At 66.1% G+C, this 25315-nt stretch carries 23 protein-coding genes; 12 read left to right on the plus strand and 11 right to left on the minus strand.

What is annotated here, in order from left to right:
• Positions 1-19: 19 nt before the first annotated feature.
• Positions 20-1030 carry a hypothetical protein gene (locus tag ACFX4F_RS02680; RefSeq protein ID WP_380651971.1) on the minus strand — a complete coding sequence of 337 codons (1011 nt, stop codon included), beginning with the start codon at positions 1028-1030 and terminating at the stop codon, positions 20-22.
• Between the two features lie 121 nt (positions 1031-1151).
• On the opposite strand from ACFX4F_RS02680, the gene ACFX4F_RS02685 reads away from it, so the two are divergent.
• The 3 genes from ACFX4F_RS02685 to ACFX4F_RS02695 are packed head-to-tail and all read left to right on the plus strand — an operon-like array spanning position 1152 to position 2283.
• Positions 1152-1613 (plus strand): helix-turn-helix domain-containing protein, encoded by a 462-nt coding sequence (locus ACFX4F_RS02685; protein ID WP_380651974.1) that lies wholly within the window; start codon positions 1152-1154, stop codon positions 1611-1613.
• Between the two features lie 11 nt (positions 1614-1624).
• A complete protein-coding gene (locus ACFX4F_RS02690; protein WP_380651977.1) occupies positions 1625-2056 on the plus strand; it encodes a VOC family protein in 432 nt (143 codons plus the stop codon).
• Positions 2053-2283 (plus strand): hypothetical protein, encoded by a 231-nt coding sequence (locus tag ACFX4F_RS02695; RefSeq protein WP_380651980.1) that lies wholly within the window; start codon positions 2053-2055, stop codon positions 2281-2283. The genes ACFX4F_RS02690 and ACFX4F_RS02695 overlap by 4 nt, the downstream gene beginning before the upstream one ends.
• 82 nt (positions 2284-2365) lie before the next feature.
• On the opposite strand, the gene ACFX4F_RS02700 is transcribed toward ACFX4F_RS02695, so the two are convergent.
• Complete coding sequence (locus ACFX4F_RS02700) at positions 2366-3106, minus strand: DNA/RNA non-specific endonuclease (protein ID WP_099818536.1); 741 nt, start codon at positions 3104-3106, stop codon at positions 2366-2368.
• 458 nt (positions 3107-3564) lie between these two features.
• Between ACFX4F_RS02700 and ACFX4F_RS02705 the strand changes: the two genes are divergently transcribed.
• The 3 genes from ACFX4F_RS02705 (at position 3565) to ACFX4F_RS02715 (ending at position 5604) form a co-directional block, all read left to right on the plus strand.
• Positions 3565-3912: a hypothetical protein gene (locus ACFX4F_RS02705; protein ID WP_380651983.1), complete on the plus strand. Its 348-nt coding sequence runs from the start codon at positions 3565-3567 to the stop codon at positions 3910-3912.
• Between the two features lie 122 nt (positions 3913-4034).
• Positions 4035-4799 (plus strand): DUF72 domain-containing protein, encoded by a 765-nt coding sequence (locus ACFX4F_RS02710; RefSeq protein WP_380651986.1) that lies wholly within the window; start codon positions 4035-4037, stop codon positions 4797-4799.
• Positions 4792-5604: a DNA-formamidopyrimidine glycosylase family protein gene (locus tag ACFX4F_RS02715; protein WP_380651989.1), complete on the plus strand. Its 813-nt coding sequence runs from the start codon at positions 4792-4794 to the stop codon at positions 5602-5604. Before ACFX4F_RS02710 ends, ACFX4F_RS02715 begins: the two co-directional genes overlap by 8 nt.
• 84 nt (positions 5605-5688) lie before the next feature.
• Here ACFX4F_RS02715 and ACFX4F_RS02720 read toward each other — a convergent pair whose 3' ends face one another.
• From ACFX4F_RS02720 to ACFX4F_RS02730, 3 genes are all read right to left on the minus strand, one after another.
• Positions 5689-6186 carry a ferritin-like domain-containing protein gene (locus ACFX4F_RS02720; RefSeq protein ID WP_380651992.1) on the minus strand — a complete coding sequence of 166 codons (498 nt, stop codon included), beginning with the start codon at positions 6184-6186 and terminating at the stop codon, positions 5689-5691.
• Between the two features lie 146 nt (positions 6187-6332).
• Positions 6333-6632 (minus strand): hypothetical protein, encoded by a 300-nt coding sequence (locus ACFX4F_RS02725; RefSeq protein ID WP_380651995.1) that lies wholly within the window; start codon positions 6630-6632, stop codon positions 6333-6335.
• Between the two features lie 182 nt (positions 6633-6814).
• Positions 6815-7054 (minus strand): hypothetical protein, encoded by a 240-nt coding sequence (locus tag ACFX4F_RS02730; RefSeq protein WP_380651998.1) that lies wholly within the window; start codon positions 7052-7054, stop codon positions 6815-6817.
• A gap of 247 nt (positions 7055-7301) precedes the next feature.
• Here ACFX4F_RS02730 and ACFX4F_RS02735 point away from each other — a divergent pair, with 247 nt between their 5' ends.
• The 5 genes from ACFX4F_RS02735 (at position 7302) to ACFX4F_RS02755 (ending at position 13883) form a co-directional block, all read left to right on the plus strand.
• Positions 7302-7835 carry a sugar dehydrogenase complex small subunit gene (locus ACFX4F_RS02735; protein WP_380652001.1) on the plus strand — a complete coding sequence of 178 codons (534 nt, stop codon included), beginning with the start codon at positions 7302-7304 and terminating at the stop codon, positions 7833-7835.
• Between the two features lie 45 nt (positions 7836-7880).
• Entirely contained in the window at positions 7881-9521 is a 1641-nt protein-coding gene (locus tag ACFX4F_RS02740) for a GMC family oxidoreductase (protein ID WP_099818529.1), read from the plus strand.
• Positions 9518-10915 carry a c-type cytochrome gene (locus tag ACFX4F_RS02745; RefSeq protein ID WP_380652004.1) on the plus strand — a complete coding sequence of 466 codons (1398 nt, stop codon included), beginning with the start codon at positions 9518-9520 and terminating at the stop codon, positions 10913-10915. Before ACFX4F_RS02740 ends, ACFX4F_RS02745 begins: the two co-directional genes overlap by 4 nt.
• Complete coding sequence (locus ACFX4F_RS02750) at positions 10912-12183, plus strand: carbohydrate porin (protein ID WP_380652007.1); 1272 nt, start codon at positions 10912-10914, stop codon at positions 12181-12183. Before ACFX4F_RS02745 ends, ACFX4F_RS02750 begins: the two co-directional genes overlap by 4 nt.
• A 125-nt stretch (positions 12184-12308) precedes the next feature.
• Positions 12309-13883: an alpha/beta fold hydrolase gene (locus ACFX4F_RS02755; RefSeq protein WP_380652010.1), complete on the plus strand. Its 1575-nt coding sequence runs from the start codon at positions 12309-12311 to the stop codon at positions 13881-13883.
• A gap of 126 nt (positions 13884-14009) precedes the next feature.
• On the opposite strand, the gene ACFX4F_RS02760 is transcribed toward ACFX4F_RS02755, so the two are convergent.
• Entirely contained in the window at positions 14010-15671 is a 1662-nt protein-coding gene (locus ACFX4F_RS02760) for a fatty acid--CoA ligase (RefSeq protein WP_380652013.1), read from the minus strand.
• A 25-nt stretch (positions 15672-15696) separates the two neighbouring features.
• Positions 15697-17544, minus strand: coding sequence for a 3-hydroxybutyrate oligomer hydrolase family protein (locus ACFX4F_RS02765; protein ID WP_380652016.1), 1848 nt, complete (start codon positions 17542-17544; stop codon positions 15697-15699).
• Positions 17545-17632: 88 nt separating this feature from the next.
• On the opposite strand from ACFX4F_RS02765, the gene ACFX4F_RS02770 reads away from it, so the two are divergent.
• Positions 17633-18307 carry a response regulator transcription factor gene (locus ACFX4F_RS02770; protein WP_265951831.1) on the plus strand — a complete coding sequence of 225 codons (675 nt, stop codon included), beginning with the start codon at positions 17633-17635 and terminating at the stop codon, positions 18305-18307.
• Between the two features lie 7 nt (positions 18308-18314).
• Here ACFX4F_RS02770 and ACFX4F_RS02775 read toward each other — a convergent pair whose 3' ends face one another.
• The 4 genes from ACFX4F_RS02775 to ACFX4F_RS02790 are packed head-to-tail and all read right to left on the minus strand — an operon-like array spanning position 18315 to position 25240.
• Positions 18315-21647: a PAS-domain containing protein gene (locus ACFX4F_RS02775; RefSeq protein ID WP_380652020.1), complete on the minus strand. Its 3333-nt coding sequence runs from the start codon at positions 21645-21647 to the stop codon at positions 18315-18317.
• 46 nt (positions 21648-21693) lie between these two features.
• A complete protein-coding gene (locus ACFX4F_RS02780; protein WP_380652023.1) occupies positions 21694-22179 on the minus strand; it encodes a MaoC family dehydratase in 486 nt (161 codons plus the stop codon).
• A complete protein-coding gene (locus ACFX4F_RS02785; RefSeq protein WP_380652026.1) occupies positions 22176-23054 on the minus strand; it encodes an alpha/beta fold hydrolase in 879 nt (292 codons plus the stop codon). Before ACFX4F_RS02785 ends, ACFX4F_RS02780 begins: the two co-directional genes overlap by 4 nt.
• 11 nt (positions 23055-23065) lie before the next feature.
• Positions 23066-25240: a TonB-dependent receptor gene (locus ACFX4F_RS02790; protein ID WP_380652257.1), complete on the minus strand. Its 2175-nt coding sequence runs from the start codon at positions 25238-25240 to the stop codon at positions 23066-23068.
• Positions 25241-25315: the final 75 nt, after the last annotated feature.

Below are 25315 nucleotides of genomic sequence, written 5' to 3' on the forward strand. Positions count from 1 at the left end.
AGCCGCCTGCCGGGCACGGTCACCGCGCGAAGGCGCCCACCGGCGGGCACTGGCGCTCGGCCGAGTCGACGACCATGCCCAGGTAGGGTTCGCCGATGCCCTGTGCGGCCAGCGACCGGCGCTGCCATGCTTTCGTGGCGGGCACGTCGCTGCTGAGGCAGGCATGGCGGGCTGCCGCCTCCAAGTTCCATGCAGTGGGGTACTCGGCCAGGATGTCTTCCCAGCCCTGCCGCATCAGCGGCCAGTCGACTGCCGAGTTCTGGAACAGCTGCTGCCCCGACACGCCTTCGCTGACCGATGCGTACAGGCGTGCATACAGGCTGGCGCGGCGGCGCGTGGATGTTCGTGCGATGGCATGCCGGGCGAAGGCTTCCATCTGCTGGGTATCGCCCTGCCAGTGCGGGGTGAAGCGCTGCATCGCGATCAGATACAGCGGGTCATAGTCGGGAAACAGCCTGCTGCCTTCGTCGACCAACGCCATGAACGCTGCTTCGTCCACCCCTTGCCGCAACGCGATCAGGAGGGACATTTCATACCAGTAGGGGTCGCGCTTGGCGATCGCCTTGTGCTCCTGCATATAGGCTGCTGCCACTGCGTTGTACTCGTTGAACTGCTGCCAGTCCTGCGCCGTCACCTCGTTCGCATAGCCATCGCCACGGAAGCTCCAGGCCAGGTTGAGCGGCACCCGCGCGGCCACCAGGTGCGCCGACGGAGAACGCGGTGATTGCCGGATCCAGCGTGCGGCCCACGCGGTCCAGTCATTCCACTGCTGCACGTCCTGATGCGCGGTGCCGATGCGCCGTGACATGCAGATGTAGAAACGGCCGAGGTTGGAATAGCCGCTGGCGTTGCGCTGGCCCTTGCGGAAGCGCTCGGCCATGGCATCCAGCGCTTTGAAGTCGTCGGCGTCCATCAGCGGCGCTACCTGTTCGCACAGGGCCAGTGAATCGGGATCTTCCGCAGCCCAGGCGGGCGAAACGGAAAGACAGGCCACGCTCAACAGCGTGCCGACGAAGTGCATCCTGCGCATCGGGGTCATCCTTGAAGTTGGGGGGGCCGGGAGCGGCTTCAAGGCCGGCTGCGGCAAGCGCAGTATCCCACTGCCCGCTATCCATCGGAAGCGCCGCCGGCATCTGCGCTACGCTGGGCGCATGCCCCAGAGCCCCGAACTGCTGCGCCGCCTGTTGCGCGCCAAGGACCACATGGACCGGGCCAGCCACGAAGACTGGCCGGTGGCACGGTTGGCGCAGGTCAGTGCGGTCTCTACAGCCCATTTCGCGCGTTCCTTCAAGGACGCCTTCGGGATGCCGCCGCACCGCTACCTGCTCAGTCGGCGCATCGAGCGCGCCGTCGCTCTGCTGCGCGATACCGACCTGCCGATCACCGAGATCGCACTGCAGACCGGCTGGACCAGCCTGGGCACCTTCGGCCGGATCTTCCGCGATATCACCGGCGACAGCCCCGGCGCCGTCCGCGACAGTGAGCGCGCCCGTGCTCCGGTGCAGGGCCCGGTACCGGAGTGTCATGCGCGTGCTGCGCAGCGCCCGGACCTGAAGATCGCAGTTTTGGAGAAGCGCCGCCGCAGCGGCCTTGTTAGCGTAGATCCCACCTGAGGGAGGATCCTATGACTGGCATGGTGAATGTGGTCGGCCTGTATGTGCATGACCAGGACGCAGCGCTCGATTTCTACGTCAACACGCTCGGCTTCAAGGTGCACACCGACGTGGGCAACGGCGACTATCGCTGGCTTACGGTGCATTCGGGCGACGAGGGTGGCTTCCAGCTCGGGCTGTTCAAGCCGGGACCGCCGGTGCACGACGCGGCCACCGCGCTGACCCTGCAGCAGATGGTGGCCAAGGGCGCGATGCCACCGCTGGTGCTGGCGGTGGACGATTGCCGCGCCAGCTACGAACAACTGCTGGCCCGTGGCGTGGAATTCACCCAGGAGCCGGTGGAGCGTTACGGTGCGGTGGATGCCGGGTTCCGTGATCCGTCCGGCAATGGCTGGAAGATGATCGAGCGTCCCGTGAAGCCTGCCGAGAGGACGCCGCAATGAGCGCCGGTGGCTGGGCGCGTCCGGTGCACCGCTGGACCTCGATCGTCTTCACCCTGGCGGTGATCGCCAACTTCGTGGCGCGCGGGATGGGGCAGGGCGAGCCCCCGGCGTGGATCACGTATTCGCCGCTGCCGCCGTTGTTCCTGCAGTTGTTCACCGGGCTGTATCTGTTTGCGCTGCATTACCGGCGCGCAGCGCCAGGCGCGCGCGCCGGGGCTGGGCCTTGAGATGGGCCAGCAGAGATCATCCAGGCTGAGCTACCAGGCGCGATAGGCCCGGCGGAGCGCATTCCGTCGAGCCATCGGGGGCTCAGCTCAGATCGCATCCGCTCGGCAGCGGCCAGCTGGCGCTGGGCAGCATGTTCTTCAGCGACGCCGGCGCGTTGATCGCCACGTAGCTGGCGCCCAGCAGCTCTTCCAGGTCGGCGATGGTGACCAGATAGCTGTCCAGGCTGCCCAGTCCCGCTTCATTGGGAATGATCCAGCTGATGGCCTTGGCGGTGCCGGTGTTCGGATCCTTGGTGATGATCGTTTTCCAGAAGAATTCCGGGGTCGGAATGCCATGGCTGGACAGGAAATAGTCATTGGACGCATCGCCATAGACGACGCCGCCATAGACGTCGACCGGGGCGATGTCCCGATAGCATTCGGCCACGTTCTCGGCCTTGACCCAGATGCCCTGGTTGAAGCTGGAGACCTGCGGCACGATGTTGGTCATGTAGTTGGCGCGACGGATGTAAGTGGCGTCGTAGTCCATGTGATTGGACGTCACCAGATGGCCGCGGTCATAGCCGGACTGCACGCTGGCATAGGAGGCCGTGCTGGTCTGGCCGAGGCAACCGGCCGGCAGCTCCGGATCCTTGTAGAAGCTGGACGGGCGGGCGGCCGAGCCAGTGTCCGCCACCAAGGTGTATTCGTAGCGGGTCGCGCTGTGGATGCTGCAGTCATAGGTCAATACAAACCCGCCCCTGTTGAGGGTCACGACCTGGGCATGTGCGGCCCCGGCAAAGGTGCTGAAGACAAGGGCAAGGAAGAACGTGGCAAGGCGCATTGCGGATCTCCATGGGTATGGGCAAGGCGCAGTCGTCCACCACGGCAGGCCAGGCCTTTCCGTGTGAAGGACGATGCGGTGGCAGGGATGGGGGACGCGATCCGGCCGTGGCCGGTATTGCCTGGGATCTCGACCGCTGCAGGGCGTTACGAACGCTGTCGCGGTGTCGTTAGCGTCATTTGTTGACGCCAGCAGGTCAACGAGCAAAGTGCAAAGGTGTGACTGCGCGCAAGCACTGGGCTCCTGTCAGACCAGAGCGCCCATGCATGAAAAGAAGACCTGCTAATGGCGTGGCCGCTACCAGGGCAATGCGCGGTTGCAGGTGCCCGTCGGGGAATGCCGCGACGCATCACGGGCAACGCTGCCAGCCGACCTGCACGCGGTATCCATGGCTTCTTGACGGCGCCTTGGCGCTGGGCGTGGATACTGCCGCCGTCGTTTGCCGAGGAGGATCGAAAATGGGTAGCGCCGAGACCGTCAAGACACCGCGCATCCTGCGTGTGGAGGTGATGCCGCTGGACTGCGGGGAAACCGCAGTGGTGGTGGAGCTGGCATCGGCTCCGGGCAGAGCCTGGGAGAAGGCGCTGAAACGCGTTCTCTCCGAGACCGAGGGGCTCGAATCGGCGCAGTCGCGCTGCGATGGCCGCTTCGTCTACATCATCGGTATCGAGCCCGGTGGTCGCGGCACACTTCATCGCGTGAACCAGGTGATGGCCGCCACCCACGAACGCGTTGCGCCACGCAATGGACACTCCCTGCCAGCGCGGCAGCCGCAGAAGGGTGGAATGGTCAGCGCCAGCCTCTGAGCAGCAAGGGTCGATGCCGGGCAGCGCCCCCTCGGCAGGCCGGCCACGCCCGGCGGCGTGCTTCACGCCGCAGCCGACGTGTATTCACCGCACTGCTACGGTCCCACCATCACCGTAGCGCAATGGCACTTGAATCTGATGACCCACACTCGGCGCACCGCGTCGCCGTCGGCTGCGCAGGATGGTCGCTGCCCACCGATGTCGCGCACAGGTTCGGCACGGGCGACAGCGCGCTGCAGCGCTACGCATCGCGCTTTCCGATCGTGGAGATCAACTCGTCGTTCTACCGTCCACACCAGCCTGCCACCTACGCACGCTGGGCGGCGAGCGTGCCGGACGATTTCCGCTTCTCGGTGAAAATGCCGCAGGCGATCTCGCATGTCGCACGCCTGCGCGGCGCGGCGCCCTTGCTGGACCCCTTCCTGCACGCGGTGGCGCATCTCGGTGATCGGCTGGGCGCGCTGTTGCTGCAGCTGCCCCCCAGTCTGGCCTGCGACGGCCGCACCGCGTCGGCGTTCTTCCGGGCATTGCGTCGGCGTACCGCGACGCCCATGGCGTGCGAGCCCCGCCACCCCAGCTGGTTCGACGCAAAGGCCGATGCGCTGCTGGAAGACCATGACATTGCACGGGTCGCGGCCGATCCCGCGCGGGTTGCAGGGGCTGGCCAGCCGGGCGGAGCCAGGCACTGGAGCTACTGGCGGTGGCACGGGCAGCCGCGGATCTACTACAGCGCGTACCAGCAGCCGGAGCTGTGCAGGCTGGCCGGCGCAGCAACGCAGGCCGCCGGGCCGGGCGGGGCCTGGGTCATCCTCGACAACACGGCACACGGCCATGCCGTTCCCGATGCACTGCAACTGCAGGCCTTGCTGGAGCACGCCAATGCCTGAAGGTCCTTCCATCGTGCTGCTGCGCGAGGCCGCCGCCAAATTCAAAGGGAAGACGGTCCGCGAGGTCAGCGGCAACAGCACGCTCGACCTGGCCTGCCTGCAGGGCCGCCGGGTGCGGGCCGTGCGCAGCTGGGGCAAGCATTTCCTGCTGGAATTCAGTCACGTCACGCTGCGCATCCACCTGATGATGTTCGGCAGCTGGCGCATCGACGAGCGCAAGGAGACGCCAGCGCGGGTATCGCTGCGCTTTGACAACGGCGAACTGAACTTCTACACCTGCTCGGTAAAACTGATCGCGCAGCCGCTGGACGAGGTATACGACTGGCGCAGCGACGTGATGAGCGACCTGTGGGATCCCAGGCTCGCACGTCGTCGCCTGAAGTCGATGCCCGATGTCCTGGTCTGCGACGCCCTGCTGGACCAGACGCTGTTCTCCGGCGTGGGCAACATCATCAAGAACGAGGTGCTGTTCCGCATCCGGGTCCATCCGGCCAACCATGTAGGCGATGTTCCGCCGCGCAAGCTTGCCGAACTGGTCAGGCAGGCCCGCGAATACAGTTTCGACTTCCTGCAATGGAAGCGCGGGTTCGAGCTGAAAAAGCACTGGCAGGTCCACACCCGGCGGACATGTCCCCGTTGTGGTGGTCCGGTCAGCAAGGTCCATATGGGTACCACGCATCGGCGCACCTTCTTCTGCCCGGTGTGCCAGATTGACTATCGAGTACTACCGCTACCGCCAGCCGCGAAGAAGCGCACGCGGGCGAGGCCTGCAGCACAGCGCGGTGCCGGCAAGGCCGGGCGCTGAAACGCGGAGAGTGGAATGGGGCGGGTAAGAGCGCGTCGGCCTCCGGGGAGCGGCGCGCCGGACGGATGTGCAGTGCACCTGCGCTTACCCGGCCTTCGCGGCGTTGGCGTTGCCGCCGCCACTGGCCAGCAGGGTCAGCTTCTGGTCGGTGGCCTTCTCTTCCTCCAGGGTTTCCAGAAGCAGGGGCACGGCGTCCTTGTAGCCCAGCTGCCTGGCCAGCGCGGCAATGGTGCCGTAGGAGGCGATTTCGTAGTGCTCCACCTTCTGTGCGCCGCCGATCAGCGCCGCATCGCGCACGGGGCCCTTGTCGATGCTGTCGATGGCCTCCTTGCCTTCTTCCACCAGCCCCTCCATTGCCGCACACTTGATGCGCTTCAGGCGGATCCCCAACAGCTCGACCACCTGGTCGATACGTTCGATTTGCCCCTGGGTCTCTTCCAGATGGGTCTCGAACGCAGCGGAGAGGTCAGGATTGTCAGCGGCGCGCGCCAGGCGGGGCAGTGCCTTGGTCAGCTGCTTCTCGGCACTGTATATGTCGGAAAGTTCGTGGATGAACAGATCTTCAGCGGTCTTGATGGCCATGGTGTACTCCGGAACGAAGGGAGACTTCACCGTAGCCGGGAGGCCGTTGGGATACGGGGTAGATGCAGTGAACGGCAGATGCCCAACGAGCGTGTGGTGCATGCATCCTGCTCACATCGCCGTGCCCCATCACGGGCAGCGTTGCATCAGTGCTCACCTGCGGCGACGGCGGGCCGCTCGGTCGCTGCGGCATGCGCGCCATCGGCAAAACGCGCGTTGCTGACCGCCTGGTGGGTCCCGCATCTCCCACAGGTGAGAAGCGTGCCACCCGCCACCCGCTTCAGGTCCGCGTCGGCACGGGACACGTGGTGGCATTGATTGCAGCGGAAGGTGATCGAGGTGATCCGGTCGAGGCCGCCGCGCGCGTCGGCCGCGTAATCCACTGAGAAGACGTAGAAGAGTCCGGTGTCAGGCATGTAGTAATCCTCTTGGGTCATCTTGAACATGCCACCGCACAGGCGTTGTTGGCGTGAACCCTGTCGGGATCCAATTTCACAACGCGCTGCATCAATCTGTCCAGGTCAGTCGCGGCGGAGGCGCCGGAATCACTGTTGTGGCAAAGGGTCGTTGGCCCATCGCAGGGACGTCCAGCGCGCCTGTCCGAGCCACGCCGGTGACCCTTCTGGATTCAGCGCTTTGCAGGAGACTCCGGCGGAACCTCCTTGCCGCTGCTGGCGCCGGTTCCTGACGACTGGTCTTCGGAGGCTGCGGTCCCGCTGCCGCCGCCGGGCACGTTGCGCGTCGGCGCGCTGGCCGCTGGCGGGTTTTGCCGAACCGCATCGGCATGTTGTGCCTTATCGGTCGGTTCGCGTTGGTTGCAGGCCGACAATGCCATCGTCGCCACGGCACACAGCAGCAGTACCCGCATGGCCACTCTCCAGAGTAGGAAACCCCTTGTTTCTAGCGTTGACGGTGTTGTGCGGGCGTGACGGGGGCCCCTGCTTGCCGGCGGAAATCTGCTTGCGTTGATGCCGCAAAGCAGGGCACTTCGCCGTTCTGCGGCTGTTTCCACTCACCCCGCGACGACGAGCAGGTGCGTTACAGTTTCACCCGTAGGTGCCCCCCGCGTCGCGGTCAGGGGCAGCCGAAGACGTGACGCATCAGGAGTCCACATCATGAGTGTTCCCGAGGGATTGGAAGGGAGTGGGCAAGGCCTGACGCGCAGAACCTTCCTGCTGGCGGTCGGTTCGGCTTCGCTGTTGGCTGCCTGCAGTGGCAAGGCACCAGCGCCCGCTGCCAGTGCCGCCCCTGCGAAGCAGGCGGACGGGCGCTTTCTGCAGCTCTCGCAGGTGCTGACGGGCAAGACCGATCTCGATCCGGCGACCGCCGGGTGCATCGAAGCCGCTTTCGCCAAGCTGCATCCCGACATGCACGCCCAGTTCCCCGCTCTGGCGGCAAAGGCGCAACAGGTGCAAGGCCCTGAAGCACTGCTGGCGGCGGCGGGCGATGCCCGGCCCGCAGCGCTGGCCATCATCACCGCCTGGTACACCGGCAGCGTCGGCAAGGGCCCGCAGGCCATCACCGTTTCCTATCGTGATGCGCTGATGCAGCGGCCCGTGGACGACGGCCTGTTCCCGCCGACCTACGCACAAGGCGGCCCGGCATGGTGGACGGCTGAACCGCCGGCGGCGGTACGTGCGCACGGCTGAGCCTGCGCCTTCATCTCTTTCCCGTAATTGATCTGGATTCCCCTCATGAAAGCTCCGGTTTTCCGTGATGGCGACGCCGATGCCGATGTTGTGATCGTCGGCTCGGGCGTCGTCGGCGCATTGATCGCCCATCAGTTGGTTCGTGCCGGAAAATCGGTTCTGGTCCTCGAAGCGGGCCCGCGCCTGCATCGCTCCGACGTCGTCGAAAACTGGCGCAACGTCAGCTTCGAGCGACGCATCGGCAGCGACTTCCAGGGGCCGTATCCGCAGTCGCCGCTGGCCACCGCGCCGCTGTATTTCCCGGCCAACGACTACGTGGGTTTGACCGGCCCCGATGCCAGCAGCTTCCACCAGGGCTTCATCAAGGCCGTGGGTGGCACCACCTGGCACTGGGCCGCCTCCTGCTGGCGCCACCTGCCGGTGGATTTCAAGATGCAGTCCACCTATGGGGTAGGGCGCGACTGGCCGATCAGCTACGACGACATCGAGCCTTACTACTGCCGCGCGGAAGAGGCGATGGGTGTGTCCGGGCCGAACGACCCGGGCAAGCAGAGCCCCTCCGAACGGTCCAAGCCCTACCTCGCCGACATGATCCCCTGGGGCAACGGCGACAAGGTATTTGCCGAGGTGGTCAATCCGCACGGCTACAACCTGGTGCCCATTCCGCAGGGTCGCATGGTCACGCCGTGGAATGATCGGCCGGCCTGCTGCGGCAACAACAACTGCCAGCCGATCTGCCCGATCGGCGCGATGTACAACGGCATCCATACCATCGAAGCGGCCGAGAAACTGGGTGCGCAGGTGCTTGCCGAAGCAGTGGCCTACAGGATCGACACCGACGCGCAGAACCGGGTCACGGCTGTCCACTGGTATGACAACAACAAGGTCAGCCACAAGGCCACCGGCCGCAGTTTCGTGATCGCCTGCAACGCACTGGAGACGCCGCGCCTGCTGCTGCTTGCTGCCAACGAGCAGAACCCGAACGGTATCGCCAACAGTTCCGACCAGGTCGGGCGCAACATGCTCGACCATTCCGGTTTCCACTGCTCGTTCATCGCCGATCGCCCGATCTGGCTGGGACGCGGACCGGCGCAGTCCAGCTGCATGGTTGGTCCGCGCGACGGCGCCTTCCGTTCGCAGTACTCGGCCACCAAGATCATCCTCAACAACATCAGCCGGGTGGCGATCGCCACCGACCAGGCCCTGAAAAAAGGCCTGGTTGGCGACGCGCTTGATGCGGAAATCCGTCGCCGTGCGGTCTTCGGCGTCGATCTTTCGATCAGCCTGGAGCCCTTGCCGGACCCGAGCAATCGGCTGACGCTGTCGAAGACGCGGGTCGATGGCCATGGCCTGGCCTGCCCGGATATCCACTACTCGCTGGGCGACTATGCCCGCAAGGGCTATGACGAGTCCTGCAAACAGTTGCGTCACATCGGCTCGCTGTTCAACGCCGAGGAATTCGTCATCACCACGGCGCTCAACGCCAACAACCACATCATGGGCTCGACCATCATGGGCGCGGACCCGCGCGATTCGGTGGTCGATGGCGATTGCCGCGCGCACGATCATCCGAACCTGTGGCTGCCTGGCGGCGGACCGATGGTGTCGGCCAGCGTGGTCAACAGCACCCTGACCATGGCCGCGCTGGCATTGCGGGCGGCAGACGCCATCGAGCGTGCGGCATGAAGGCCGTCAATGCGGCTCTGCTGATGCTGCTGGCTGCAGCCAGTCACTCCGCGCGCGCAGACGAAGTCGCCGAACGTGGGCGCTACCTCTCGGTCGCCGCCGATTGCGTGGCGTGCCACACCAGCCCCAAGCAGGGAAAGCCCTATGCCGGCGGCTACGCGATTGCGTCCCCGCTGGGTGAGATCTGGGCCAGCAACATCACCCCCTCCAAGAGCCATGGCATCGGCCTCTACAGTGAAGATGACTTCGCCAAAGCAGTCCGCGAAGGCGTGCGCAAGGATGGCGCCCATCTGTATCCGGCGATGCCCTATACCTCGTATGCCAAGCTGACCGACGAGGACATCCACGCGCTGTATACCTACTTCATGAAGGAGGTGGCGCCGGTCGACGAGGAAGCGCACGCGACCGAACTGCCGTTCCCCTTCAGCATCCGCCAGTCCATGGCGGTGTGGAACCTGCTGTTCCTGGACAAGGAAACGTTCAAGCCCGATGCGGGCAAGAGTGCGCAATGGAATCGCGGCGCCTATCTGGTGGAAGGCTTGGCGCATTGCTCGAGCTGCCATAGTCCGCGCGGGCTGATGATGCAGGAAGTGGGCGGCAAGGCCTTCGCCGGCGGCTCGCTGGGTGACTGGTACGCACCCAATATCACCTCCCATCCCATCAGCGGTGTCGGCGGTTGGAGCGACACCGAGTTGGCGCAGTACCTGAAGACCGGCCGCGTTGCCGGCAAGGCGCAGGCCGGTGGCGGCATGGCCGAAGCGGTCAGCAACAGCCTGTCCAAGCTGCAGGACGAGGATATCGCCGCGATCGTTGCCTACCTGCGCACCGTGCCGGCCGTGGCCGAACCTGAGGCCACGCGGGCCGCCTTCGCCTGGGGCGACGCCGCCGCCACGCCGGGCGAGCAGCCGGTACGCGGTACGGGTGCCGCATTGGCATCGGGCGGAGTGCTGTATTCGGGCCTGTGTGCAAGCTGCCATGGATCGCGGGGCGAGGGCAGCCGGGACGGCTACTATCCCTCCCTGGTGCACAACACCACCGTGGGCATGACCCGTCCGCAGAACCTCATCGCCACCATCATTGGTGGTGTTGACCGCGACGTGCAGGGCGAACACGCGTTGATGCCGCACTTCTCGAAAGGCTCGTTCGTGCAGGACCTGAGTGACGCCGATATCGCAGCGGTGGCGACCTACGTGCGGACGCAGTTCGGGCCGGGCGACCAGGTCACCGAGGCACAGGTCGCACTGACCCGCGCCGGCGGCGAGAAGCCACTGCTGGCGAAGATCGCACGCTTGTGGCTGCCGATGCTGATCGTTGCGGTGCTGGCGCTGGTCGGCGTCGTGCTGCTGGTGTGTCGTGCCTTGAAGAAGCGCAGGAACAGGAGGGCTGCGGCATGAAGCTGCTCTCCTTGAGCGGCATCGGCCTGCTCCTGCTCGCGGCCAATGGCCCGGTGTCGGCCGCCGAAGCGACTGCCACCGCCAAACCCAAACCAGTGGACAGCATCGTACAGACGCCGCTGAGTGCCGATTGGGCCGCACGCCTGTGGCTGCAGGACCACGGCGTGACCCCCAGCGCACGCATCGTGGTCGGCACTGGCGTCAACAGCGATGGTTACAAGGGCAGTGGCTGGTCCACCGCCGAACACATTGACCTGGGCGCGACGATCGATACCGGCAAAGCACTCGGCTTCGACGGCACGCTGCGCGTGGTGTTTTCCGATCGCTTCGGCAACGCCATCAACGAGCGGTCCACCGGTTCCTATATCCAGAACCAGGCCTTCTATGGCCAGGGCCAGAACCTGCGCTTCAACGAGCTCTCCTACGAGCGGTTGCTGCTGAACAAGCGGCTGAGCCTGAAAGGGGGTTTCTACTCGATGGGCAACGACTTCGGTGGCTTGCCCTACACCTGCAACTTCAACAACAACGGCCAATGCGGGCATCCGCTGGGCCCGATCTACAGCTCCGGGTGGCTGGACAACCCGACGGGCCAGTGGGGCCTGCGGGTGAAGTGGAACGATCCCTCGGGCTGGTATGCACAGACCGGCATCTACGACGTCAACCCGACGCGCAAGCAGGCCAACAGTGGCTTCCGTGTTTCGACGAAGGGAAAGACCGGCCTGTTCCTGCCCGTGGAAGTGGGCTACAGCCATGGCACGTCCGGCGAGGACTATGGCGGCACCTACAAGGTCGGCTACTACCTGGACACCTCCAACGCCGATGACATCGGTGATCCGGCCGCACCTCGCGCCTCGCATCGCAGCGGTTCGTACGTGCAGGCCGCGCAGCGCGTGTGGAAGCCCGAGGGCGATACGGTGCGCGGCATCTCGGTGTTCGGCGTGGCCACCCTTGCCGACGCAAAAACAGGGCTGATGCGCTACTCGTGGGAAGCGGGCGTGAGCTGGCGCGGCGTGATCGCGTCGCGCGAGGATGATGTGCTCAGCCTGGCCTGGAACCGGCTGGATATCTCCGACCGGCTCGCACGGCATCAGCAGCTGACCGGAAAGGATGTGCAGAGCAACGAGCAGTTCGTCGAGCTGAACTACGGCGTGCAGGTCGCCCCGTGGCTGGTGCTGCGGCCAGCGGTGCAGTACGTGGCACGTCCCGGCGCCTATGCCAGCCGACCCGACAGCTGGGTGTTCACCCTGCAGGCGCAGGCAACGCTGTAGGCGCATTCAGGCCCGCGGCGTGAGGTGGCAGGCCCGCCGCCCCATGCTGCGGCGCAAGGTGTCAGCCACCATTCGCACTGGTACGGTCCAACCCGTTGCACCACCAACGACGGGGAGAGACGACGATGCGCAAGGTATTGCTGCTGTTGATCCTGCTGACCGGGCTGGCGCCCACCGCCTGGGCCGCCACGGTCAAGACCACCCACCGCACCCTTCCCAGTTGGGATGGCACGCCCCTCGGGGTCTTTGTCATCGAGCCGCAGGACGCAGGTGGCGGCAAGTACCCGCTGCTGGTGATGCCCAGCAGCTGGGCTGTGCCGAGCGTGGAGTACGTAGGGGTGGCGCAGTCGCTGGCCAAGCGCGGCTACGTGGTCATCAGCTACAGCTCGCGCGGCTTCTGGGAGTCCGGCGGGGCCATCGATATTGCCGGGCCGGCCACGGTCGAGGATGTCAGCGCATTGATCGACTGGGCGCTGGACAACACCCAGGCCGACCCGGCACGGATCGGCGTCTCGGGCATCTCCTACGGCGCCGGCACCAGCCTGCTGGCGGCCGCACGCGATCCGCGCATCAAGGCGGTGGCCGCCCTCAGCGGATGGGCCGACCTGCAGGCGTCGCTGTACGCCAACGACACCCCCAGCGCACAGGGAATCGCGCTGCTGGTGGCCGCCGGCCTGGTCACCGGCCGACCCGGTTCCGAGTTGGCCACGATCAATCGCAACGTCGTGGTCGGCAACTATCAGGGCGCCGTGGAATCACTGCTGCCGGTGGCCGCGATCCGCAGCCCTGTTGCCAGCATCAACGAGATCAACGCCAACCAGCCGGCGGTGTTCCTCGCCAACGCTTTCAACGACAGCCTGTTCCCGCCGGGTCAGCTGGTGGATTTCTTCAACCAGCTGAAGGGCCCCAAGCAGCTGCAGCTGCGTCACGGCGACCACGCCCTCAACGAGGCCTTGGGCGCACTGGGCATTCCCAACGAGGTCTACGACTCGGTGGGCGACTGGTTCGACCATTACCTCAAGGGCGTGGCCAACGGCATCGACCGCGAGCCGGCGGTGCAGCTGAAGTCACAGAAGGGAAGCTGGAGCAGCTACCCGAACTGGCAGGCCACCAACAGCGGTGCAGTCAGCTACGCGTTGACCGCACCCGGTGGCCTGCTTCTGCCCACCGGGGGCCTGGTTGAAAATGGGCGCAGCAATGGCTGGAACTACCGCATCGGTAGTGGCCTGGCGACCGCCGCCAATTCCGGCGTGGCGATGGTGTCCGGCTCGCTGCAGATGATCAACCTTCCGCCGGGAGCGTACGTACCTTTCATCGGGCGCAACGCCGCCGGTGTCTGGCAGGGGCCGATCTACTGGAACGCACGCCGCTTGGATGGCGCGCCGGAAGTGCGGGTGACCGTGACCCCCAGCCGTGCCAACACCACGCTGTATGCCTACCTGTACGCGGAAGATGTGCTGGGCAATGGCCAGCTGATCAGCCACAAACCGTACACCCTGCGCGGCGTTGCACCAGGCCAGGCGACCACCCTCGATCTGCGGCTGGAAGCGAGCAGCTGGAACATTCCGGCGGGCAGCCGACTGACGCTGGTGGTCGATACGGTGGACCTGCGCTATGCAGGCATCAGCCAGGTGGGCGGCGCGGTGACCTTCAGTTCGCCGACGTCCGCGCCATCGGTGCTGAAGGTGCCGTTGCATTGAATCCATGCCGCGCCCGCCACCGCGGGCGCGGTGCGTGGCGCGGAATCAGTGCGGACGTGAGGCCAGCAGCTCGCCCTGCATCCTCCCGCAACGCTTGCGTGTTCTGCTTGCAGAAGAGCTTCCGCGTCAGCGGCGCTCATCAACCGGCGTCATGTCATGCAGCCCACGCAGCTTCTTCTTGTTGATCTTGCCCACGCTGGTGCGTTCCAGCGAATCCACGAAGCTGACGCGGTCGGGGATCGCATAGCGGGAGATGTCGCCTGAGCGGCTGCGTGCTGCGACCAGTTCGATGATGTCTGCTTCGGTCACATCGCTGCCGGGCTGCCGGACCACCAACGGCAGCGGTCGCTCGCCCCATTTCGTATCGCTGATGCCGATCACGGCGACCTCGTTGACCGCGGGATGCAGGGCGATGATGTCCTCCAGGGCGAGCGAGGAGATCCATTCGCCGCCGGTCTTGATCACATCCTTGATACGGTCGGCCACGCGCAGGTAGCCGCCGCCATCGATGTTGCCGATGTCCCCGGTATGCAGGTAACCGCCCGCCCACAACGCCGTTGAAGCGTCCGGGTTGTGCAGATAACCCTGGGTGAGCCAGGGCGTGCGTACCACCACTTCGCCGGTAGCGACGCCATCGTGGGCAACGTCGTTCATGCCTTCGTCCACGATGCGCAGATCCACCAATGGCACCGGGATGCCGGCCTTGGTACGCAGCGACAGCTCCTCATCCGGGTCGTCCAGGGCGTGCGCATCGATCTGCGCGACGGTGAGCAGGGGGCAGGTCTCGGACATGCCGTAGCCGCCGAAGATGTCGATGCCACGGGCCAGTGCCTGCTGCGCCAGTGCCCGCGGCAGTGCCGCACCGCCGATGATCACCTTCCAGCTGCGCAGATCAGTATCGGCAGCCGTGGCATCGCCCAGCAGCATATGCAGGATGGTCGGCACGCAGTGCGAGAACGTCACCTTCTCGCGGGCGATCAGCGCCAGCAGCTTGCCCGGCAGATAGCGTCCGGGGTAGACCTGCTTGATGCCCAGCAGCGTGGCCACGTAAGGCATGCCCCAGGCGTGGACATGGAACATCGGGGTGATCGGCATATAGACATCGTCGCGGTGCAGCCGCCCCTGCCTGGATGCACTGCCGAGCGCGGCCATCGCCGCAAGCGAGTGCAGCACCAGTTGCCGATGGCTGAAGTACACGCCTTTGGGCAGGCCCGTGGTGCCGGTCGTATAGAACGTCGTGGCGCGGGTGTTCTCGTCGAAGTCCGGGAAGCAGGTGATGGGCGTGGCCTCGCGCAGTCCGGCTTCATACTCGGTCACGAAACCCGTTGGCAGCGGGCCAACCTCATCGGCCAGCAGAATGCGCGTGCGCAGGTCCGGCAGCTGTTCGTCGATGGTTTCCAGCACCGGCAGGAACTCGCGGTTGGCCAGGAGTACCCGCGCGCCGCTGTGATTGAGCGTATAGGCAATCTGCTCAGGCGCCAGGCGGATGTTCACCATCATCAGCACCGCTCCGATCATCGGCACGGCGAAGTAGCTCTCCAGGTAGCGGTTGCTGTCCCAGTCCATCACTGCCACCGTATCGCCGCGCTTTACCCCCAGCGAGGTCAGCAACCCGGCCAACTGGCCGATGCGCGTCTGAAGGGTGCGGTAGTCGAAGCGCACCTTGTCGCCGTAGACGATCTCCTGCTGTGGACGCACAGCCAGCGGCGTCAGCAGCAACTGCTTGATCAACAGGGGAAAGGCGTTGGCCTCGGCAGCGGGCGTGTCTGTAGCGGTGGCGGACGACATGGGGGGCTTCCTGGTGGGCGGCGTGTCAGCGGTTGGAGAGGGTCGTGACCGCGGGAATGGACAGCTGCTCGCGCAGCAAGGGCGCTTCCGCGCGTGGGGTCGGCTGGATGAGCGCATCCTTTGGCAGCGCATGGGCTGGATCCTCAAGGTGACCCCACACCTGGTCCAGCGCCGCGAACAGGTAGGGCAGCAGTGGCACATAGCGCTTGCGGTAATCCGGGAAGCCCAGCAGCGAGTCGAAGTGCTGTGCGTGGTTCACGCGCCAATAGGCGATCTGCGCGCCCGCCTTGCGCGCAGATGGCACATAGCGATCGCTGGTCATGCTGATCGGCACCAGCCCATCGTCGATGCCATGGATCACCACGATCGGCACACCGCGCCGCGGCGCCTTGGCGGTGGCCGCGGCGATGCCGGCGCGCACCCGCCGTGCGTCGGCGCTATCGCCATTGCCAAGTGCACGCAGGCAGTTCAAACCGCGCAGTGGATCAGCTTCCGCCCCGGTGGCATTGCCATCCACCAGCACCACGCCACTGCCTGGCGGAATGCCGCTGCCCTCGCTCCACCAGGTTGCACGCATTTCGGCCGGGGCCGGTGTGCCGTCTGCCCCAGCGGCGGAGAAGCTGTACGCGCAGGGATGTTCGCCGGCGCCGTAGCGTCCATAGGCTGACGAATAAGTGACCGCGATGGCGCGCCACAGATCGAACCCGGTCGAGAACGCGCCGGCACGAAGTGCGTCGGCACTCAAGCCAGCGTCGAGCAGCTGTTGCCGTGCCGACCGTGCCTGTGCCGTAGTGTCATCACCTTGCACCAACCCGGCGGATTTCAGCATGGCACATCGCTGGGTCCACACCGGCACGGCCTGCGCCGACATCGGCGGTTGCGGCAGATCGTCCTCTGCCAGCAGGGCACAGGGCATCAGCAACGCGGCCTGGGTAACGAAGTCGTACAGCGGCGGTGCGCCTGCCACCGAGACATTGGGTTCGCCGGCCACCATCGCATCGAACCAGTTGCCTTCGATCTCCGCCGCACGCAGCACGGCGCCACCGCCATTGGATACGCCAACGCCCAGGGTGCGCGTGTTGGCCGCCGTGAACGGGGCCGATTCGGGGTAGGCGCGGTCCAGTACCTGCAGGCCGAACCGCAGCGCCTGCAGCAGATGCCGGCCCCAGTCTGCTTCCGGGTTGTCACCCGAATGGGCATGTTTGAAGGCGATTCCCTGGGTGGCTGCCGTACCCGCAGGAACAAAGGCCAGCGCGCTTTGGCTGGCGAGCGTGCCGTCGTCCTGGAAGCCCGTCTTGGCGTCCAGATCGTAGTAGTCACTGCCGGCGCCCTTGTCGGTATAGGCGACGGCGCAGCCATGGGCCAGACCCCAGCTGCCGGCTACCGCAATCGCGCCATAGATGCCACGCGAGCCGGAAGACGCCGCGACGACCAGGCAGCGTCGCGAGGTGTCGAAGGTGTCGGGTACCTGCACCAGTACGCGGTGGGGTTGGCGTGCGCCATCGTTGCGCGCATAGGCCGAGAATTCGCGGCCGGGCACTGCCTGCAGGCTGCCGTAGACGTCGCCGAAACCACCGCCGGGAGTCAGGTCGGCAATACCACGCCAACTGCTCCAGATCGCACGGCGTCGGGCCTCCTCTGCCGTGGGCTGGGCCGGGTTGCTGAAGGCTGGCGCGGTAGTCGAGCGCAGGGCGTCGAGGCCCAGTCCCGCGGTCAGCAGTTCATCGTCGCCGCGATGCAGGGTTTCCCGCCACTGCTCGAACACCGGAACAGCGGTGCTGGCACGGGGCGGGGCGGCATGAGCGCTGGCGATGCTGCCCACAAGCAGTGGCAGCGTGGCGCACAGCAGCGTAACGGGGCGGTGGATGTTCATGGCTCCACCCTAACGATCCGGGCGGCGCACGCCAGCGTACCTTGGTACCCGTGCCCAACCGCAGGCGATTTGCTAACCTCCGCTGGACATGCCGACCCTGCTCATCGCCGACGACCACCCCTTGTTCCGCGCGGCGCTGCATCGCGCGGCCGAGGAGGCAGTGGCCGACCTGCAGATCAGCGAGGCCGATTCGCTGCACAGCGTGCTGGAAGCGATCGAGAGCCAGCAGATCGACCTGATGCTGCTGGACCTGCACATGCCGGGCAACCATGGTCTTGCCGGGCTGGCGACCATCCGTGCACTGCAACCGGGGCTGGCGATCATCATCGTCTCGGCCAATGAAGAGCCGCACGTGATCCGCCGCGCCATCGACCTCGGCGCAGCCGGCTATCTGCCCAAGAGTTCGGGGCTGACCGACCTGCAGTCCGCGCTGCAGACCGTGTTGGAAGGTGAGCGCTGGATTCCGGCGCTGCTGCGCGAGCCGGTGGCACGGGTAGCGCCCTTCAACAAGGACGCCGATCTTGCCGCGCGCTTGTCCAGCCTGTCCGCGCATCAGTACAAGGTGCTGAGCCTGGTGGCCGAAGGGCTGCTCAACAAGCAGATCGCAGACCGGCTGGGCGTGCAGTTACGCACGGTCAAGGCGCACATGACCCGCATCATGGGCCGGCTGGGCGTGCGTAATCGTGCGCAGGCCATCCGTGTGCTGCACGAGATGGGGCTGAGCGATCCCTCGCGGCAGATCGAAGAGACGCAGGGCAGCTGACCCTTGGTCAGGGCGTTGCCGTCGCGGCCGTTGCCAGCAGGTGGTTGATCGCCCAGCGCAGTGCCAGCGGCTTGAACGGCTTGTTGAGCAGCGACAGGCCCACGCTGCGCACTGCCTCGCGGGTGTCGCTGCCGGTATCTGCGCTGAGGATCACCGTCGGCCGTGTACCGTGGACGGCGACAAGGCGCTTCCACAGTGCGACGCCGGTATCGCCATCATCAAGGTGGTAGTCGAACAACCACAGTGCCGCTTCCTGCGCTGAAGCACCCAGCGCATTGACATCGCGCGCCGCGATGACATCGCAGCCCCAGGAAAGCAGCATCTGTCGCATTGCCTCCAGGGCCTGCGGATCGTTGTCGACCACCAGCACGCGGATACCCTTGATGCTGCTGTTGCCAGCGGCGGGTTCAGTGCGCGGGGCCGCAGGCGGCGCTGCCCGCGCCACGGTGATCGAGAAGGTCGAGCCGCGATCGAGTGCGCTCTGCAGTTGCAGCGGCGCGTGCAGCAGGTCGGCAATGCGGCTCGCGATGGTCAGCCCCAGACCGAGGCCCTGGCCGTTGCTGCGGTCGCCACGATGGAATTCCTCGAACACCACCGCTTGTTGCTCCGCTGCGATGCCGGGGCCGCTGTCATGCACGCCGATCGACAGGGTCTGGCCATGCCGGCGCACGCCCAGCAGCACGCCGCCACGGCGGGTGTAGCGGATGGCATTGGCCAGGAAGTTCTGCAGCACCCGACGCAGCAGCAACGGGTCGCTGTGCACCCACGCGCGGGTGCGCACATGGCGGAACTGCAGGCCGCGCGCCGCCGCCAGCACGGCGAACTCCTGTGCAAGCGGGTCCAGTACGGTCGACAGCGCGAACGGGCGTGGATCGGCGACCAGTCCGCCGGCTTCCAGCCGCGAGATATCGAGCAGGCCCGACAGCAGATCGTCGGTGGAGTCCAGCGCGCCACGGATCTGGCGCAGGAAGCTGTCCAGGAACTCCGATTCGATGTGCTGCGACATGGCATCGGTCAGCAGCTGCGCCGCATGCAGGGGCTGGATCAGGTCATGGCCAACGGCGGTGAGGAAGCGTGTCTTGGCCACGTTGGCTCGTTCGGCTTCATGCACGGCCTGCTCCAGGCGGGCGGTGCGGTCCTGCACGCGGCGCTCCAGGGTTTCGTTGCTGCGCTTCAGCGCGTCTTCTGCACGCCGGAAAGCGGTGACATCGGTGAAGGTGGCCACGTAGCCGCCACCGGGCATCGGGTTGCCGCGGATTTCAACGATGGTGTTGTCCGGGAAGATCCGCTCGGACAGATGCGGGGTACCGCGCCGCATGTGCACCACCCGCCGTTGCAACGCCTTGTCGCGCGAGTCGCCGGGGGCGTCGCCGATCTTCAGCTGTCCCAACGCCCACGCCGTCAGGTTCGACACCGGTTGCCCCACCTGCAGCAGCTCCGGCGGGAACTTGAACAGCGCTGCGTAACGGCTGTTCCAGGCCACCAGCTGCAACTGCGCGTCGACCACGCTGATGCCCTGGCTCATGTTTTCCAGCGCGGCTTCCAGTAGGCGCTGGTTGAAGCGCAGTACCTGGGTGGCTTCGCCGACCGCACGGGTGACGGCGTCCAGCGGTGCAGCGCCACCATCGCGGGCCGCCTCCACCAGCAGGCGTGCCATGCCTGCACCGACCACGGCGGTCAACTCCCGCTCGATGGCGGTGACCCGCTCGTCATCCAGCATCTGCCCGGCGTGTCCGTCCATCAGCTGGCGCGCCCGTTCCTGGCCGAGGAAGCGACCGGCCGTCTTGCGCAACGATGCTGCGGCGATCGCGTCGCGCTGCCGTGGCATCGAGGGACGCACCGCACGCGACACCAGCACAACGGTCGCCAGGTTGACCGCCAGGCTCGCTCCCATGCTGATGGCGATATGGCCCGGCTGCATGCGCAGCGAGAACATCGCCAGCCAGTGCAACCCGTCGGGGCTGGCCGACGGTGGCGGGGCGGGGATCACCATCGGCAGCAGTACCAGCCACAGCCAGACCAGTGAACCCAGCACGATACCGGCGATGATGGCCGGGGAGGGCGTGCGCGGCCGGTATACCGCCAACAGCACGGCCGGTGCCAGCTGGGAGAGCGCGGTGAACGACATCAGGCCGAAATCGCTGAGCGCCTCGGTGCCGCTCATCGCGCGGCTGTACAGCCACGACATCAGGAACACGGCGAGGATGCCGGCGCGACGGAAGGCCAGCACCCGCGGTCGCAGATCGGCGCCACTGCTGAAGCCATTGACCCCGCTCAGCAGGCGTGAACCCACGCCGTGGTTGCCGAGCATGATCGACAGGGTCAGCCCGGACAGGATCATCATGCCGGTGGCCGCGCTCAGACTGCCCAGGTAGGCCAGCAGTGCCAGCAGATGGTGGCCGCGTTCCTGCGGCAGGGCCAGGACATACAGGTCGGGCGACACCGAAGAAGGCAACTGCGCGGCACCAGCCAGTGCCATCGGCACCGACGGCAGGCCGATCAACAGCAGGTACACCGGGAACAGCCAGCGCGCCGTCTTCAGGTCCGACGACTGCCGCAGTTCAACCACGCCCACATGGAACTGATGGGGCAGGGTGAACGCAGCCATCGCACCGAGCGCGACCATGGTCAGGTAATCCGGCACCACGGCCGGCGGCGGCAGGTGCGCCATCTTCTCAAGCAGCGGCACGCCGGCCTTGTGCACCGAGCGCGCGGCATACAGGCCAATGGCCAGCAGTGCCGTCAGCTTCAACAGCGACTCCAGCCCCAGCGCGACCACGATGCCGCGGTTGTGTTCGGTGGCCGACGCCTTGCGTGCGCCGAACAGCGTGGTGAACGCCGCCATCGTCAGCGCGAACCAGAACGACATGTCCAGTTGCCAGCCGACGGGCGCGAACTGATCACCGAGCAGTGCGGCAAGCCCCTGGCTGACCGCTTTCAGCTGCAGCGCGATGTAGGGAATGATGCCGAACAGCGCGACCAGGGTAATGGTGATGCCCAGCCCTTGATCGGCACGCAGGCGCGCCACCACCAGGTCGGCGATGGTGGCACTGTTGTGCTGCTTGGCCAGTCGCCCCAGCCGCACCAGGAACGGCAGGCCGAAGGCAAAAATGAGGGCCATGCCGACCAGTGTCGGCGGGATCGGGAAGCCCCACTGCACACCCTGCGAGGCGGCCCCGTAATAGGTCCATGCCGTGCAGTGCACGCCCAGCGACAGCGCGTAGATGGCTGGCCAGACCTTCGACAGCCGATGCCCCTGGCGTTCCCCCCACAGGGCGACGCCGAACAGCAGTACGGTCCACGCGATGCAGGCGAACAGGACGATGGAGGGCGTCAACATCGCTCCAGTGTAGAGAGAACCGTGGCCGGCGGGCAGCCGGCCGGCGCTAGTCGGCGAGCACGATCAGCGACAGCTGTTCGGCGACCACCGCGACCTCGCCGGCGGGGATCACTTCCACCGTCTTCTGTTGGGTCAGCAGCCACTGCCCGGGCCTGCGTGCCTCCAGTGACAGCAGCTGCGAGCGCACCCGCACCTCGGAACCGCTGGGCACCGGCGCCAGGAAGCGGACCTTGTTCAAACCGTAGTTGAGCACGTGTGCGATGCCGGGAAAGCCGGCCAGGGCCGCCACGTCGTCTTCGACGGTGAGCGAAAGCAGGAGGAAACCATGCGCTATGGTCTGCCCACCCGGCAAGCCGGTCTGGGCGCGGGCCGGATCGGTGTGGATCCAGTTGTGATCGCCGGTGGCGTCGGCGAAGGCATTGATGCGCGACTGCGCAATGTGCGTGCTGCCGCTCAGTCGCTCGCTTGCCGCCCATTGCCGCAGTGCCCGCAGGGCGGCAGGCAGCTCATCGATCGACACGTCGGCACTCATCGCACGCGCTCCAGCAGGGCCAGAATCGCATCGCGCGCCTCGGGCTCGGACAGCATCGGCGCATGGCCTACCTCCGGTACTTCAACGAGGCGGGCGTTGGGCGATGTGGCTGCCATCTGCCGTGCGACATCGGCAGGCAGGATGTCCGACAACGCCCCGCGCACCACCAGCACCGGCACCCGCGACGTCAGGCCACGCACCGCACGCCACAGCACCGGGCGCAGCAGCCACAGGAGCCACGGCCGCGTGGTACGGATCACCGCCGGGTCGTAATCCAGCACCATCAGGCCATCGCTGCGCTGGCGGAAGGTGCGCACGGCCATCGCCCGCCAGTCATCGGTGGTGAAGCGCGGGAATGCGGCCTTGCCGATGGATTCCACGTAGGTCGTAGCGTCAGCCAGGTCCATCGGTGGCACCGGCTTGCCGGCGTATTTGCCGATCCGCGCCAGGGCTTCGCGCGGCACCTTGGGGCCGGCGTCGTTCAGCACCGCCGCGGCGATCAGCGCGGGCGCACGCGAGGCGAGGGTGATGGTGACCAGCACCCCCAGCGAGGTGCCGACGAACACCGCCTTGTCGATGTTCTGTGACCGCAGCAGCGCCACCATGTCATCGGCATAGGCGCGCGGGTTGTAGCTGGACGGGTCCGGCGCACGTTCCGAACCCGCACGTCCACGCAGGTCAACGGCAATCACCCGCCAGCCGACGGCGGTCAGTGACTGCGCAAGGGCATCGAAGTCGGCACCGTTGCGGGTCAGGCCCGGGATGCAGACCACCGTGCCGCGGGGCGGTTGCCCCGCACCCGGAGCATGGTCGCGCGCATGCAGGCGCAGGCCATCGTCACTTTTCCAGTACAGATCATCGTAAGACGGTGTCATGCAGACGCTTCCTAGAAATCGTAACGGACGCTGAGGCTATATTGGCGCGGCGGCCCATAGAAACCAATCAGCGTGCCGACCGCCGGAATGTTGTAACCGGTGGTGCGGTATTCCTTGTCGGCCAGGTTGGTGCCTTGCAACGAGAAGGTCCAGGCATCGTCAAGCTTCCAGATCACGCCGGCGTTGACCAGTCCGTAGCCGTCCTGGCGGATCACCGGGCTCAGGTCGGTGGTCGGCCACACCTCGCTCTGGTAGCTGTAGCTCACCCGCGCGGACAGGTTGCTGCCATTGGCCAGGTCGGTGCGGTACTCCACGTTCAACGCGCCCGAGAAGTCCGGTGCGTTGGTGAACTTCATCTGCTTGGCAACGTTGACGCCACGATCCATGTACTCGTCATACTTGGCATCCAGCCAGGCCAGGTTGCCGGAGATCAACCAGTGCTGGCTGGGCAGGTACTGGTACTCGATTTCCAGGCCGTTGATGGTGCCGGCGCCGGCGTTGGTGAAGTCGCCGAAGAAGGCATCGTCGACGCCGTCGCCATTGGTATCGATGCCGGTGAACACCGACAGCTGGATGTCCTTGTACTTGTTGTGGAACGCCGACAGGTTCAGGAACAGGCGTTGGTCGAGGAAGGCCATCTTGCTGCCGACCTCGAAGCTGTCCACGGTCTCGTCATCGAACGGTTCGGCCGAGCGCGGCACCGCCACGGCATTGGCGCGGATGTTGTAGCCACCCGACTTGAAGCCACGCGTGGCCAGGCCGTAGACCATGATGTCGGGGGTGATCTGGTAGTCCAGCGACACCTTGGGCGAGACGTTCTTGAAGTTGGTCTTCTTGTCGAAATCGGCGGCGATGGCGATCGGGCGCGTGAACGTCGCATCCGAGTAGAAGCGGTTGAGCACGATCGCGCGCTTGTCCTCGTCGGTGTAACGGGCGCCGACGTCCAGCTTCAGCTTGCTGGTCAGGTCGAAGGTCCAGTCAGCATACAGCGCGATGCTGTCGGTCAGTACCTTGCCACGGGTGTCGCCGAACTGCAGGTTGAAGAAGTTGTTGCGGATCTGGCCACCGGCTTCGCCACTGAACTGGTACAGGCCGACCACGCCACGCACGCGTCCGCCGGCGTCGTAGTTCAGCTGCACCTCGTTGCTGACCTGGTCGTCGTGGTAAGTGCCACCCACATCGGCCAGCTTGACCGGCGTGCTGTCGAAGTCGATGTTCGCATCGCTGTCCGATTCGCGCTTGGCCACCACGTACTTCAGCGCAACGTCCTCGCTGGGGCGCCAGTTCACCGTCGCCGAGGCACCCTTGGTCTCCACGCTGTTGAGGTTGCGCATGCCCGAGCGGATGTCGTAGCGGTCATCCATCGGCGGGTAGGCGCGCACGAACGGGTTGGGCGCCAGCATCTTCGAACCGCGCATCCCGGACTGGTCATCGATCCAGTCCAGGGCGAACTGCACATCGAAATCATCGCCGGCATACGCACCCAGGTTGAAGCGTGCCGCATTGATCTGCTTGTCACTCACCGGCTGGTTGGTGAACGTGTTCTCACCGAAGCCGTCACGATTCATGCTGGCCACTGCCACGCGTGCGCGCAGACCGCTGTCGGCGCCGCCGATCGGGCCGCCGATGGCCGCCTTGGCGTCCAGCTGGCTGTAGTTGCCCACGGTGATCTGGGCAAAGCCTTCGGTCTGGGTGGGCAGGCCGCGCGAGATGTACTTGATCGCACCGCCGATGGTGTTCTTGCCGTACAGCGTGCCCTGCGGGCCGCGCAGCACCTCGATGCGCGAGACGTCGAACACGTCCAGCAATGCACCCTGCGGGCGCGCGATGTAGACGTCATCCAGGTAGATGCCCACGCCGGGGTCAGCGCCCCAGGTGGGGTCGGACTGGCCGACGCCGCGGATGTAGGCCGTGACCGTGCTGCTGGCCCCGCGCGCCGCGTAGATGGTCAGGTTGGGCACCTGTCCATCCAGATCGCTGATGTCCTGGACGTTCATCTTGTCCAGGGCTTCGGAGGTAAAGGCAGTAACGGCAACCGGCACCTCCTGCAGGGTTTCCTCGCGCTTGCGTGCAGTCACCGTGATGCTGTCCAGATTGGTCGCCGAAGCGGTCCTGCCCGCCGCCGGCGTGCCCTGCGGCGCGTCCTGCGCCAGAACCGGCCCGGTGGCCAACAGCATGCCGATCATCAGGCTCAAGCAATTCCGTTTCATTCGGTCCTCCCCCAAGGCAGATGGCCCATTGCCACCCATGCTGCCTAGGCT

The organism is Stenotrophomonas sp. YIM B13575, assembly GCF_042787595.1.
Taxonomy (GTDB): Bacteria; Pseudomonadota; Gammaproteobacteria; order Xanthomonadales; family Xanthomonadaceae; genus Stenotrophomonas; species Stenotrophomonas lactitubi_B.